The organism is Streptomyces sp. NPDC050164, assembly GCF_044459945.1.
Classification (GTDB): domain Bacteria; phylum Actinomycetota; class Actinomycetes; order Streptomycetales; family Streptomycetaceae; genus Streptomyces; species Streptomyces coeruleorubidus_A.
Window position 1 is genome coordinate 165,994 of record NZ_JBITJK010000007.1, and the last position, 13,111, is coordinate 179,104.

12 protein-coding genes and 1 pseudogene are annotated in these 13,111 nt (G+C 71.7%); 5 read left to right on the top strand and 8 right to left on the bottom strand.

Annotated elements, in window-relative coordinates; translation table 11 throughout:
* Nucleotides 1-64: 64 nt before the first annotated feature.
* The gene (locus tag ACIBNA_RS14005; protein WP_399165448.1) at nt 65-772 is read left to right on the top strand and encodes a phosphatase PAP2 family protein; all 708 of its coding nucleotides are present in this window, start codon (nt 65-67) and stop codon (nt 770-772) included.
* Nucleotides 773-835: 63 nt separating this feature from the next.
* On the opposite strand, the gene ACIBNA_RS14010 is transcribed toward ACIBNA_RS14005, so the two are convergent.
* From ACIBNA_RS14010 to ACIBNA_RS14045, 8 genes are all read right to left on the bottom strand, one after another.
* Nucleotides 836-1,288 carry a phospholipase gene (locus tag ACIBNA_RS14010; RefSeq protein WP_399165449.1) on the bottom strand — a complete coding sequence of 151 codons (453 nt, stop codon included), beginning with the start codon at nt 1,286-1,288 and terminating at the stop codon, nt 836-838.
* Between the two features lie 116 nt (nt 1,289-1,404).
* Nucleotides 1,405-1,998, bottom strand: coding sequence for a hypothetical protein (locus ACIBNA_RS14015; protein WP_399165450.1), 594 nt, complete (start codon nt 1,996-1,998; stop codon nt 1,405-1,407).
* Nucleotides 1,999-2,003: 5 nt separating this feature from the next.
* The gene (locus ACIBNA_RS14020; RefSeq protein ID WP_351411448.1) at nt 2,004-2,864 is read right to left on the bottom strand and encodes a carbohydrate ABC transporter permease; all 861 of its coding nucleotides are present in this window, start codon (nt 2,862-2,864) and stop codon (nt 2,004-2,006) included.
* Nucleotides 2,861-3,799: a carbohydrate ABC transporter permease gene (locus tag ACIBNA_RS14025; protein WP_399165452.1), complete on the bottom strand. Its 939-nt coding sequence runs from the start codon at nt 3,797-3,799 to the stop codon at nt 2,861-2,863. Before ACIBNA_RS14025 ends, ACIBNA_RS14020 begins: the two co-directional genes overlap by 4 nt.
* Nucleotides 3,796-5,079 (bottom strand): ABC transporter substrate-binding protein, encoded by a 1,284-nt coding sequence (locus ACIBNA_RS14030; RefSeq protein ID WP_399165453.1) that lies wholly within the window; start codon nt 5,077-5,079, stop codon nt 3,796-3,798. Before ACIBNA_RS14030 ends, ACIBNA_RS14025 begins: the two co-directional genes overlap by 4 nt.
* Nucleotides 5,080-5,140: 61 nt before the next feature.
* Entirely contained in the window at nt 5,141-5,902 is a 762-nt protein-coding gene (locus tag ACIBNA_RS14035; protein WP_399165454.1) for a cupin, read from the bottom strand.
* On the bottom strand, nt 5,896-6,822 hold the full coding sequence (locus tag ACIBNA_RS14040; RefSeq protein WP_399165456.1) for a PmoA family protein: 927 nt from the start codon (nt 6,820-6,822) through the stop codon (nt 5,896-5,898). The genes ACIBNA_RS14035 and ACIBNA_RS14040 overlap by 7 nt, the downstream gene beginning before the upstream one ends.
* Nucleotides 6,819-7,934: a Gfo/Idh/MocA family protein gene (locus ACIBNA_RS14045; RefSeq protein ID WP_399165457.1), complete on the bottom strand. Its 1,116-nt coding sequence runs from the start codon at nt 7,932-7,934 to the stop codon at nt 6,819-6,821. Before ACIBNA_RS14045 ends, ACIBNA_RS14040 begins: the two co-directional genes overlap by 4 nt.
* A 350-nt stretch (nt 7,935-8,284) precedes the next feature.
* On the opposite strand from ACIBNA_RS14045, the gene ACIBNA_RS14050 reads away from it, so the two are divergent.
* The 4 genes and pseudogenes from ACIBNA_RS14050 to ACIBNA_RS14065 all read left to right on the top strand — a co-directional run bounded on the left by ACIBNA_RS14050 (nt 8,285) and on the right by ACIBNA_RS14065 (nt 13,064).
* Nucleotides 8,285-9,832, top strand: a complete 1,548-nt coding sequence (locus tag ACIBNA_RS14050) for an alpha/beta hydrolase (RefSeq protein ID WP_399165458.1) — start codon at nt 8,285-8,287, stop codon at nt 9,830-9,832.
* Between the two features lie 192 nt (nt 9,833-10,024).
* Nucleotides 10,025-11,008 carry a Bug family tripartite tricarboxylate transporter substrate binding protein gene (locus ACIBNA_RS14055; protein WP_399165503.1) on the top strand — a complete coding sequence of 328 codons (984 nt, stop codon included), beginning with the start codon at nt 10,025-10,027 and terminating at the stop codon, nt 11,006-11,008.
* Nucleotides 11,005-11,544 carry a tripartite tricarboxylate transporter TctB family protein gene (locus tag ACIBNA_RS14060; protein WP_399165459.1) on the top strand — a complete coding sequence of 180 codons (540 nt, stop codon included), beginning with the start codon at nt 11,005-11,007 and terminating at the stop codon, nt 11,542-11,544. The genes ACIBNA_RS14055 and ACIBNA_RS14060 overlap by 4 nt, the downstream gene beginning before the upstream one ends.
* A 1-nt stretch (nt 11,545) precedes the next feature.
* Nucleotides 11,546-13,064: pseudogene (locus ACIBNA_RS14065) on the top strand (tripartite tricarboxylate transporter permease).
* The last annotated feature ends 47 nt before the right edge of the window (nt 13,065-13,111 follow it).

The window sequence follows — 13,111 nt, forward strand, 5'->3', positions numbered from 1 at the left end:
TGCCGAGCGTGCGCCCGGCGTGAGCCGGTACCTTGCTGGGGAAGGCCACTGCGGGGAGAAGCACATGACCGATCCGACGACCACAGGCGAGGACGCCCTTCGTCCGCTCCCGAAGGACGGGAAGCCCTCGGGCGGGCCCGGCCGGCTCCTGGGCGCCGTGATGGGCGATCTCAGGGCCGTGGACGGCGCCCTGTACGCGGCGGTGGCCGCCACTCCCACGCCCACGCTCGACCGGACACTGCGCCATCTGTCGCACGCGGCCGACCACTCCAAGATCTCGTTCGCCATCGCCGCGGCCCTGGCGCTGGGCGGGAAGCGGCCGCGCAGGGCCGCCTTCGCCGGTGTCGGGGCGATCGCCGTGGCCTCGGCCTCCGCGAACCTGCTGGGCAAGCGCTTGGTGCGCCGGGCCCGGCCGGACCGGGAGGCGGCCCGGGTGACGGTGGACCGGCACGTTCCGATGCCGACGTCGGCCTCGTTCCCGTCCGGGCACACGGCGTCGGCGGTCGCGTTCGCCACCGCCGTCGGTGTGGTCCTGCCGCCCGCCGCGGTGCCGCTCGGGGCACTGGCGAGCGCCGTCGGCTACTCCCGTATCCACACCGGCGTGCACTACCCGGGCGACGTGGCCGCGGGCGCGGTCCTCGGCATCGCGAGCGCCGCGGCGGCCCTGGCGGCGGCAGCGGCAGCGGCCACTCCGTCAGCCAGGACGCAGGCGCTCCTCACCGCGGCCCGTTCCTGGCCGCGCATCGGCATCGGCGCCTCCCTACGGCGGTGAGACAGCGATCGGCCGGGCGCGAAGCCCATGCCCCACGCCCGGCACCACCGTACCGACGAACCGTCAGCCCAAGACCCTCACGGCCTGGTAATACGTCCACGCCGTGCTGTCGCACGCGTTCTTCGTGCCGCCGGTGTAGGCGGCGCAGATCCGTTTGAGGTCCTCGTGGAAGGCGCTGTCGAGACGGGACTTGTTGGCGCTGAACGTGCCTGCGGCCTTGTAGTTGCGGTAGCCGAAGTCGTGCCGGACGCAGGACATCGAGAAGGGGAAGCCGAACGGGTTGTCCGGCGAGGAGGAGCAGTGGTCGGTCGACCAGTCGAAGGCGTACGCCCCCCAGGCGGCCTGGTTCGCACGGGCGGCGGCCCAGGCGTTGTAGCTCGACGCGCTGGTCTGCGTCCAGCTCGCGAGCACCTGGGGCTTGTCGGCGGGAGCGGCACTCGCGGCGGTGGCGGTGCCGACGACGGTGACGAGGGCCAGAGTTGAGGTGGCAAGACAGGTTGCGAGTCTTCGGTGCATCCCACACCTCCATGAGACTGCGGCCCGCCCATCGAGCCGCAGGTTCATGACAAAAAGATGACCATCTCCTGATGGCGCTTACACCTGAAGTGCCCCAATAGCCCCTTAACTCTTGGCTATTGCAGGGAAACAGCAGCGGACCGGCGTACGTCGACGGCGGTGAGCGCCAGCGCCAGCGGCCCCGGGGCCAGGAAGGCCAGGGGCAGCAGCATCCAGGCGCACAGCGCGGCCGTCGCCACGGCGAGCAGGACCAGTCCGCTGCCGCCCACGTCCGCCGCCGCGTCCCGGGCGGCCCCGCGCACCGCCGCACGCCAGTCGGTGACCGACTCGGGGCGTGCGCAGGCCCGCAGGCCGACGACCGCAGCGCAGGCGCCGATGGCGGCGGCGGCCACCGCGAACAGCGGCGCTCCGGGCAGCCCGGCCCCGGCCAGCGCCAGGTCGGCCGCGAGCAGCAGCAGACCCGCCATGGCGACGGCCCCCGCCAGCAGGTCACCGGCCCGCAGCCGTTGCCGCAGCAGGAGGACGTACCGCCCGGCCGTGACGGGTCGGTCCTGTCCGGCGCCGCGCAGTACGGCACACGCCGTCGACAGCGCGGCCGGTGCGGTCACCAGCGGCAGGCAGGCCACCGACGTGGCGAGGCCGACGCTCAGCACGTCCGCGAACAGCGTCATGCGCGGCCCGAACACCTCACCGGCCTCGCGTGTCCGCATCCCGCTCACCCCTTCAGTCCGGAGCTGGCCATGCCCTCCACCAGGAAGCGCTGGAAGGCGAGGAAGAACAGCACGATCGGCAGCAGCGCGATCACCGACATCGCGAACATCGGGCCGAACGCGGAGGTGCTGGAGGCGTCCACGAAGGAGCGCAGCGCGAGGGTCAGCGTGAACTTGTCCGGGTCGAACAGGTAGATGAGCTGGGTGAAGAAGTCGTTCCACGTCCAGATGAAGGTGAAGATGGCGGTGGTGATCAGGGCCGGCCGGGTGAGCGGCAGCACGACCTGGAAGAAGCTGCGGAAGGGCCCGCAGCCGTCGATCCGGGCCGCCTCCTCCAACTCGCGCGGCAGGCCCCGCATGAACTGCACGATGAGGAAGACGAAGAACGCCTCGGTAGCGAGGAACTTCGGCAGGATCAGCGGCCAGTAGGTGTTCACCAGGCCGAGCTGGTTGAAGATGATGTACTGCGGGATCAGCACCGCGTGGTGCGGCAGCATGATCGTGGCGATCATGAAGGCGAACAGCGGCCCGCGCAGCCGGAACCTGAGGCGTGCGAAGGCATAGGCGGCGAGCGAGCAGCTGATGACGTTGCCGAGGACCGCACCGCCGGCGATCAGCAGGGAGTTGGTGAGCAGCCGCCAGATGGAGACGTCGTTGACGCCCTCCATGGCGGTGGAGTAGTTCGACCACTCCAGGTGGCTGGGCAGCAGGTCGAGGCTCGCGATGACCTCGTCGGCGGGCTTGAGCGAGGTGGCCAGCAGCCACGCCAGCGGGTACAGCATGACCAGCAGCGCGGCCAGGCAGCCGAGGTGGACGGCGACCCGGCCCCATCGGACGGGCTTGTGGGAAACGGCGGTCGAGGTCATCGGTCCCCCTCGGAGGCGTAGAAGACCCAGGAGCGCGAAGTGCGGAACAGCACCGCCGTGACCACACCGATCACGAGGAGCAGCACCCAGGCCATGGCGGAGGCGTAGCCCATGTGGGAGGCGACGAAGCCGCGGTCGTAGAGGTACATGGTGTAGACGAGGGTCGAGTCGGCCGGCCCGCCCTTGCCCGCGCTGACCGCGAAGGCGGGCGTGAACACCTGGAAGGCCTGGATGGTCTGGAGGACCAGGTTGAAGAACAGCACCGGGGACAGCATCGGCACGGTGACGGACAGGAACTGCCGCCACTTCCCGGCCCCGTCGACCGCCGCCGCCTCGTACAGCTCGGCGGGGATCTGCTGGAGACCGGCGAGGAAGATGACCATCGGCGCGCCGAACTGCCACACCGTCAGCAAGGCCACGGCGACCAGCGCCCAGCCGGGCTTGTTGACCCAGCCGCCGGTGCCGAACAGGTTGTCCACCGTGCCGCCGTCGTTGAAGACCGCACGCCAGACGAGGGCGATGGACATCGACGCGCCGAGCAGCGAGGGGGCGTAGAAGGCGGAACGGTAGAAGGCCTTGCCGCGCTTCATGCCCTTCAGGGCGAGCGCGACGACCAGGGCGAGGGCCAGTTGCAGGGGCACGGCGATGACGACGTACGTCACCGTCGTCACGACCGAGCGCCAGTAGCGCGGGTCCTCGGTGAACATCTGCACGTAGTTGCGCAGGCCCACCCACTTCGGCGGGTTGAACAGGTCGTAGTCGGTGAACGACAGGTACAGCGACACGGCCATCGGCAGCAGTGTCAGGACGATCGCGCCGAGGACCCATGGGGACAGGAACACCCAGGCGGCGCCCTCGCGTTCGCGCTTGGGGCGGCGCTTCGGGGCGGTGGCGGTGACGCGTTTGGTCTCCGTGGGGATCGCGGTGGTGGTCATGACCTCAGCTCCGCCTTCGCCTCGGTGACGTAGTTCTCGGCCGCCTCGCGGGGCGACATGCGCGCGTAGGACACCTGGTCGTAGTCGCGCTGGAAGGTGGTCTGGAGGGCGTTGTCGCCCGAGGGCGGCGCCTGGGGCGGGTACTTGAGCTTGCCCTCCAGGGACGCCTGGAAGTCGGCGATGGTCTTGTCGAAGTCCTTGAGCTGCGGGCCGATCTCGTCGCGGACCTGCTCGTTGACGGGGATGCCGCGGCTCGCGCCGAGGATCTTCGCGGCCTGCCGGTCGTTGACGAGGAAGTCGACGAGCTGCGCCGCCTCCTTGGGATGGGCGGTGTTCGCGGAGACTCCGACGAACATGGACGGCTTGAAGTACTGGCCGGGGGTGCCGTCCTCGCCGGACGGCATGGGGGCGAGGGCGACGCCGCCCTTGACGAGGGCGAGGAAGCCGCTGGCCGGGGCGTCCCAGTTGGCGTCGGTGACGGATGTGCCGCGGCCGAGCGGGGTGTTCTCGACGGAGCCGTCGAGCTGGGTGGTCTGCTCGGCGGGCGAGACGGCGCCCTCGCGGCGCAGTTTGTCGGTGAACGTCCACCAGCGGGTGAGGTCGTCGGCGGTGAAGCCGAGGCCGCCGCCCTCGGTGTAGAGGGACTTGCCCTGCCCGCGCAGCCAGACCTCGAAGGCGTCCTCGCTCTGGCCGGGGTCGGTCGCGCCGGGCTTGCCGGTTTTCTTGGCCAGGGCCCGCATGGTGTCGGCCCACTGGCTCCAGGTCCAGCTCTTGCCGGGGAGGGGCACGCCCGACTTCTTCCAGGTCCCGACGTCGTAGGCGACGGTCTCGGTGCCGCGGCCCTGCGGGATCGCGTACTGGACGTCGTCCACACGGCCGGTGGCGAGCAGGCCCTGGTCGATCTCGGAGGTGCGCAGTACGGCCTTCTGCTTCGCCAGGTCGAGCAGGACGCCGCCGGAGGCGTACTGGTCGATCTGGCGGTAGTCCAGCTGCATCACGTCCGGCGCGTCTCCGCCGGCGGCCTGGGTGGCGAGCTTCTGCTTGTAGGCGTCGTAGCCGGAGAACGACGTCGTCACATCGACGTCCGGATGCTGTTTCTCGAACAGCGCGACGGCCTGCTCGGTGCGTTCCGCGCGGTCGGGGTTACCCCACCACGTGTAGCGCAGCACGACCTTGCCGCCGCCGGCCGATTCCCCGGATCCTCCGCAGCCCGCCAGCACGGCACACAGTGCCAGTGCGGCGGCCGACGCGCAGAACCCCTTTGTCCTGTGTCCGGGCATGCCGAGGTCACCTCTCCTTTCCTCGGACTCTCTGTCGGCCCCCCTCGGCCCCCCTGCTCTGTTACTCGCCCTGGTACGGCAGCGTCGTCCCGGGCAGGTTGTACTCGTCCCGCCTGCCGCACATGCCGAAGCCGCCGAGCCGGGTGGGCGCGGCCTCGTAGGCGGTGGCCTCGCCGAGGTAGGCGGGCTCGCCGCCGGCCAGTGCGTCGAGCTGGGCGCCGGTGCGTTCCGCGGTGGCCAGGGCGCCCGCCCGCCACAGGGCGCGCCAGGTGGGCACCTTGTCGCGCACGATCCGGGCGGCGGCCCGCTGGAACTCCAGGTAGGGGCCGTTGTCGCCGGCGACGAGCGCCTCGCGCAGGGGCAGGTAGCCCTGCACGGCGAGGTCCCGGCGGCGCTGGGCGGCCGCCGCCGTCTCCGGTCCGGTGCCGGGCGGCAGCGTCGCCGCGGCGGCGTACTTGTCGGGGTCGGCGAGCACCTCGGGCGGGAAGGTGAACACGGCGTCCCCGGCCTCGGGCAGGCCGCTGTTCTGCATCAGCACGGTGATGCGCAGATCGCCGCCCTGCACCATGCGGTGCACGGTGCCCGGCGTGAACCAGGCGATGGAGCCGGCTTCGAGGGGGATGTCCCGGTAGCCGTCGGGGCTCAGCGTCTGGACCGCGCCCCGGCCGCCGGTGACGACGTACGCCTCGGTGCAGACCAGGTGCAGATGCGGGCTGCCGCCGCAGACGCCGTCGGCGGCCTCCCAGTCGTAGGCGCTCAGATGGGACAGGCCGATCGCGCCGGGCAGCGGGTGCGGCAGGGCGGGCTTCGCTTCGTTCACCACGGCAGGCCCTCCAGGTGCGTACCGACCCGGTCCCGGTCCCAGGCGCCGTCGGCGACGACGAGCCGGTAGCGGTAGGCGAAGGACTCGCCCGGCGGGAGTTCGAACTCCTCGAAGAACGCCCAGGAGAAGGCGACCGTCGGGAAGGGCTCGGAACGCACGAACCAGTGCGACTCTTGGATCGCGGACGTCTCGTCGAGGTTCTCGGGCGCGTGCGCGAAGACGAGGGTGGAGTGGCCGTCGACGTCGTCGTGCTCGGTGGTGAAGGCGAGCCAGGGGCCCTGGGTGCCCATGAGCTTGCCCGCGTCGGCGTCGGTGTCCGGGGCGAAGACCGTGCCGCCGGTGAAGTCGCGCGGACCGCGCCACTGCAGTCCGGTGTAGCCGGCCATCTCGCGGCCCGCGGTGGTCGGGGAGCCGAAGGCCAGGGGCTCGGAACGGACGTTGGTGAGGCGGATCGACCAGTCCAGGGCCCAGGCGCCGGCCTCCTCGTCCACCGAGTGGACGGTCAGCCCCCGCACCTCGCGCGCCCACTCCTCGCCGCCGTTCTCGACCCAGGTGAGCTCCTCGGTGAAGGCGAGCCGGTCGTCCTCGACCGTGAACGCGGAGAAGCCGTCGTGCCGCATGGAGCCGACGCGCTCGGGCAGGCGCAGATAGCCCTGGCCGTGGACGTAGCAGTTGCCGCCCCAGAAGTTCTGGCCGGAGAGATGGCTCGCGGTCATCTGGAGGCCCTTGTGCCAGCGGTGGTCGTTCGGGCGGTAGCCGGTGACCGTGCGGCCGGACAGGGTGCGCACCGGGTGGGCGTACGGCTTACGGGACTCGAAGGGATCCGGGTCGGGGCGGTAGACGTAGCGGAGGATCTCCGTGCCGTTCGCCGCCGTGACGGCGATGTCCTCACCGTGGGTGTGGGTGACTCGGATGCTCATGCGCGCTCCTTGGGGGCCCAGTCGGGGTACTCGCCGTGCATGGCCTCGTAGAAGGGGTCGCCGGGACCGATCTCGCCCGCGTGCACGGAGCGGCCGGTGAACGCCGCCTTGTACAGGGCGGCGGCGAACTCGAGGGTGGCGCGGGCGTCCTGGCCGCTGCCCGGTGGCCGAGTGCCGTTGTCGTAGGCGTCGAGGAGAGCGCCCAGCTGGGCGGTGTGCGAGCTGGGCACGTCGTTGGCGGGGGTGCGCCAGGCGGTGGCCCGGTCGGAGCCGACGTGCGGGGCCGGGGTGTAGACCCAGCTGTCGTTGGTGTGGCCGTACAGGTGAGTGAGCTCGACCGTGGCGTCCGCGCAGTCGATGCGGATACGGCTCACCTCGTCCGGGGACAGCACGCTGTTGACGACCGTGGCGAGGGCGCCGCTCTTGAAACGCACCAGCGCGGTGGAGACGTCCTCGCTCTCGGTGTCGTGGACGAGCCGGGCGGCCATCGCCCGGATCTCCTCCCACTCGCCGAGCAGATGCAGCAGCAGGTCGTACTGGTGGATGCCGTGGCCCATGGTCGGCCCGCCGCCCTCGCTGGCCCACTTGCCGCGCCACGGCACGGCGTAGTAGGCGGCGTCCCGGTGCCAGGTGGTCTGGCAGTGCGCCACCAGCGGGGCGCCCAGCTCGCCGCTCGTGAGCAGCTCGTGGGCGTGTACCGCGCCGGAGCCGTAGCGGTGCTGGAAGACGACCGCCGCGTACGCCCCGGAGGCCTCCTCGGCGGCGGCGATCTCGTCGTACTCGGCGAGCGAAAGGGTGAGCGGCTTCTCGCACAGCACCCAGGCACCCGCCTTCAGCGCGGCCACCGTCTGGTCGCGGTGCAGGGAGGGCGGCGTCCCGATGAGGACCAGGTCGGGGCGTACGGCGTCCAGCATCGCGTCCACCGAGGTGTACCCGGCGAGCTGGCCGCCGGCCAGCTCGCGGAAGGCGTCGAGGCGCTCCTGGTCGACGTCGACGGCGGCGACCAGCTCCACCCGGTCGGAATGCGCCCGCAGCGCGGGCAGATGACTGCCGCCGACGATGGCTCCGGTGCCGACGACAGCCACGCGGCGGCGGGTGGGGGACAAGGACATGCGGCGCTCCTCGGACGGCCGGCGGACACACGCTTGGGAAGCACTTGGAAAGCGCTTGCGCTCGGAAGGTGACCCTAGGCGTGAGCGAATGTCTGGACAACCCCCTGCATCGACCTGCACAAGGTCTGCCCGAGCATTGTCCCAGCTCGGGGCCGAGATGTCGGTTGTTGTCCCCACCACGGAAACGGCATTCCCCCGCCTCTGTGCTGGGGCTTGCCCCACCTCGAAGCGGCTGCCAGCCGGAGTGATCGAGCGTCGGCCCGTCCCTAGCGTTCTGTCGCACCACACCCCTCTCCGGCATGTCCCTGCCAGTCGCGAGGGGACATCGGCGACAGAAAGGACACCCACCCGTGTTATCCCGCTTCCCGGGAGCCGCCAGGCGAGCCGCCCTCGCCCTGACGGCCGCCGGTCTCGCCTTGACCGCGCTGCCCGCCACGGCCGGGGCGAGTCCCGGCCCCGACGCCCTCGCCCGCTACCACGACCAGCGCCTCACCTGGAAGAGCTGCGTGCTCGGACCGGACGACACGGTCGGCAAGGAACTGGGGCAGGCGGGTGCCCGCTGCGCCGACGTGACCGTACCGCTGGACTACTCGGACCCCGGCGGCCGCACGATCACCGTCGCGATATCCCGGATCCGCGCCACCGACACCGCCCACCGCGTCGGCCCGCTGCTGCTCAACGGCGGCGGCCCCGGCGGGACGTCCCTCGGCGACGCGCCGTGGGTGCGCAAGGCGATGAAGGACGTCGCCGCCCGGTACGACGTGGTCGGCGTGGATCCCCGTTTCGTCGGCCGCAGCACACCGCTGGACTGCCGCTGGCCGACCAGCTCGGCGTGGCGCGGGGCGGGTGAGGACCGGGCCGGCTTCGACCGCATGGCCGCGTTCTCGAAGGACCTCGCCCGGCGCTGCCGCACCCACGCCGGCGACGTGCTGCCCCACGCCACCACCCGCAACACCGCCCGCGACATGGACGTCATCCGGGCCGCGCTCGGCGAGCGGCGGATCTCCTACCTGGGCTACTCGTACGGAAGTTACCTCGGCGAGGTGTACGCCACGATGTTCCCGGGCCGGACCGACCGGGTCGTCCTGGACGGGGTGATCGACCCGGACCGGTACGGGCCCCGGCTGCTCCGGGGCGTCGAGCGGGCCAACCGCCGCGCGCTGGAGGGCTGGGCCTCCTGGGCCGCCGCCCGTGAGGCGACGTACGGGCTGGGCCGCACACGGGGCGAGGTGCTGGCGACCGTGGAGCGCGTCCGGAAGGCCGCGGCTCGAACGCCGCTGCGGCTCGGCGACCACCGGCTGGACGAGCACGTGATGCCGATCGTCGCCTTCAACGGCCTGTCGCAGCACAACGACGCGGCCTACGGGGACTTCGCGCAGGGCGTCCGGGACATGCTGCGGGCGTCGCGGGGGCAGCGGGTCACGCCGTCCCCGTGGCTCGCCGGGGTGCTCGAATTCGTGCTCACGGACACCGACTCCCACTACGGCAGCGTGCAGACGGCGATCCTCTGCGGCGACGGTGCCGCTCCGCGCGACCCGGAGGTGTACTGGCGCGACGTGCAGCGCACCCGGGCGGCGGACCCGCTGTTCGCGCCCGTCACGCACAACATCGGCCCGTGCGCGTTCTGGGACCGGCCGCGCGAGCGTCCGACCGCGATCCGGGACGACCTGCCGGCCCTGCTGGTCAACGCCACCGGGGACCCGCGCACCGACTACGACGGTGCCCGGGCGGTCCGCGGCATGTGGCCCTCCTCGCGCCTGATCACCGTGACCGGCGCCGACCAGCACGCGGTGTACGGCGTCTACGGCGTGCCGTGCGTCGACGACACGGTCAACGCCTACCTCGCCACGGGCCGCCTGCCGGCCCGGGACGTGGGCTGCGCCGCGCCCGCGCGGTGAGCCGCAGGGCTCGCGGCGTCCGCGCCGCGAGCCCCGACCTCCCCTGCGGTCCGGTGACCGCAAAGACCAAAACCTCCGTTGGTTCCGCACGAGAGACAGCCGTCGGCGTCCGGTGCAGCATGTGGCCCACGTCACCCTCCCCCACAGGGCCTTTACCTACCCGCAACGACGTACCGACAGGTGGTGGCACTCGTGCGCCTGCGCACTCCCCTCGCCCTGCTCGGGGCCGCCGTGCTCGTGCTCGTCGGACCACCGCTGCTGACCACCGGCAGCGGCTCCGAGACCGGCACACAGATCCCGGGCCTGCGTTTCATGGTCCCCAACACGCCCGGCGGAGGCTACGACATCACGGCCCGTACGGCCGCGAAGAACGCCGAGGACGCCAAACTGACCCACAACATCGAGGTGTTCAACCTGCCCGGCGCCGGCGGCACGGTCGGGCTGAGCCGGCTGGTGAGCGAGCACGGCAACGGCAAGCTCGCCATGTCCATGGGCCTCGGGGTCGTGGGCGCCGTCCGTTCCAACGACGCGCCGAAGACGCTCGGCGACACCACGCCGATCGCCCGGCTCACCGAGGAGCAGGACGTCGTCGTGGTCGCCAAGGACTCCCCGTACAAGACGATCGACGATCTCATCGGCGCCTGGAAGGAGAACCCGGGCAAGCTCCCGGTGGGCGGCGGCTCGTCGCCCGGCGGGCCCGACCACCTCGCGCCGATGCTGATGGCGCGGGCAGCCGGGATCCCCCCGAAGCAGGTCAACTACATCCCGTTCGACGGCGGCGGCGAGCTGCTCGCGTCGATCCTCGGCAACAAGGTCGCCTTCGGCGTGTCCGGCGTCGGCGAGTACCTGGACCAGATCAAGGCGGGCGAGCTGCGCCTCCTCGCGGTCACCGGCCCCGAGCGCGTCGAGGGGCTGGACGCGCCCACGCTGAAGGAGGCCGGGTACGACGTGAACTTCACCAACTGGCGCGGCATCGTCGCCCCGCCCGGCCTGACCGACGGCGAGCGCGACAAGCTCGTGCGGCTGCTCGAGGAACTGCACGGCTCGGACGAATGGCGCAAGTCCCTGAAGCAGAACGGCTGGGACGACGCCTTCCTGACCGGTGAGGAGTTCGGCGCGTTCCTCGACGCCGAGGACAAGCGCGTGGTTTCGGTGCTGAAGGAGCTGGGACTGTGACGACGCAGACCACCGACATTCCCCCCGCGGAGCGCAGCGAGCGGCGCTCGTGGCTGCGGGAGCACTCCGAACTGGGCGTGTGCGCGCTGCTGCTGGTGCTGGGCGTGCTCGTCCTGACCGACGCGCTCACCATGGACGTCGACATCGCCCAGCGCGGCCCGATCGGCCCGAAGACCGTGCCGGTCGTGGTCGGCGCCGGCCTGCTGGTGATCGCCGCCCTGCTCGCCGTGGACGTGCTGCGCGGCGGCCGGGGCCAGGCCGAGACCGGCGAGGACATCGACCTGTCGGAACCCGCCGACTGGCGCACGGTGCTGCTGCTCGCCGGGGTGTTCCTCGGCTCGGCCGTGCTGATCGAGCCGCTCGGCTTTCCGGTCGCGGGCGCGCTGCTGTTCTGGGGTGCGGCGTTCGCGCTCGGCAGCCGCAGGATCGACCGCGATCCGCTCATCGCGGCCGGGCTGTCCCTCGTCACCTATGTCGTCTTCAACAACCTGCTCGGAGTGCCCCTGCCCGGCGGTCCGCTGATGGGAGTGCTGTGACATGGATGCCTTCAACTCCCTTCTGGACGGCTTCGGTACGGCCCTCACCCCGGTCAACCTGCTGTGGGCCGTGATCGGCGTGCTGCTCGGCACGGCGATCGGCGTGCTGCTCGGCACGGCGATCGGCGTGCTGCCCGGCATCGGCCCGGCGATGGCGGTCGCGCTGCTGCTGCCGGTGCCGTACGGGCTCGAACCGACCGGCGCGTTCATCATGTTCGCCGGTATCTACTACGGCGCGATGTTCGGCGGCTCGACCACCTCCATCCTGCTCAACACGCCCGGCGAGAGCGCGGCGGTGGTGGCGGCCATGGAGGGCAACCCCATGGCCAAGTCCGGGCGCGGCGCGCAGGCCCTGGCGGCGGCCGCCGTCGGGCACTTCGCGGGCGGCCTGATCGGCACGATCCTGCTGGTCGCGCTCGCGCCGACGGTCGCCGAACTGGCCGTCGACATCGGCGCGCCGGACTACTTCGCCATCATGGTGCTGGCGTTCATCGCGGTGACGTCGGTGCTGGGCTCGTCCCGCATCCGGGGCCTCGCCTCCCTGCTCATCGGCCTCACGCTGGGCCTGGTGGGGCCTGGACCAGATGACCGGCCAGCAGCGTCTGACCTTCGGCTCGCTCCAACTGGCCGACGGCATCGACGTGGTGATCGTCGCGGTCGGTCTGTTCGCGATCGGCGAGGCCCTGTGGGTGGCGGCGCACCTGCGGCGCAGCCCGGCGGAGCCGATCCCGGTGGGGCGTCCGTGGCTGGGGCGCGGGAATGTGAACCGGACCTGGAAGTCGTGGCTGCGCGGCCCGTTCATCGGTTTCCCGTTCGGCACGATCCCGGCGGGCGGCGCGGAGATCCCGACCTTCCTGTCGTACGTGACGGAGAAGCGCCTGTCCAAGCACAAGGACGAGTGGGGCAAGGGCGCCATCGAGGGTGTGGCCGGGCCGGAGTCGGCGGCGTCGGCCTCGGCGGCGGGCACGCTGGTGTCGATGCTGACCCTGGGCCTGCCGACCACGGCGGTCGCGGCCGTCATACTGGCCGCCTTCCAGCAGTACGGCATCCAGCCCGGCCCGCTGCTCTTCGAGCGCGAAACCGACCTGGTGTGGGGCCTGATCGCCTCGCTCTTCGTCGGCATGGTGCTGCTGCTCGCGCTCAACCTGCCGCTGGCACCGCTGTGGGCGAAGCTGCTGCGCATCCCGCGGCCGTACCTGTACGCCGGGATCATGTTCTTCGCGGCGGTCGGCGCGTACGCGGTCGGCGGTGAGGTGATCGACCTGGTGATCCTGCTGATCATCGGTCTGATCGGTTTCGGCATGCGCCGCTACGGGCTGCCGGTGCTGCCCGCCGTCATCGGCGTGATCCTCGGCCCGAACGCCGAACAGCAGCTGCGTCGCGCGCTCCAGATCAGCGACGGCAGCGTGACGGGGCTGTTCAACACGCCGTTCGCGGTGACGGTGTACGCGGTGATCGTGCTGTTGCTGGCCTGGCCGCTGCTGAGGAAGGCGGTGACGCGCAGGCGCGTGGAGGCCTGACGCGCGTGACGCCGTGGGGGCGTGGCTCAGTCGAGCCACGCCCCCAC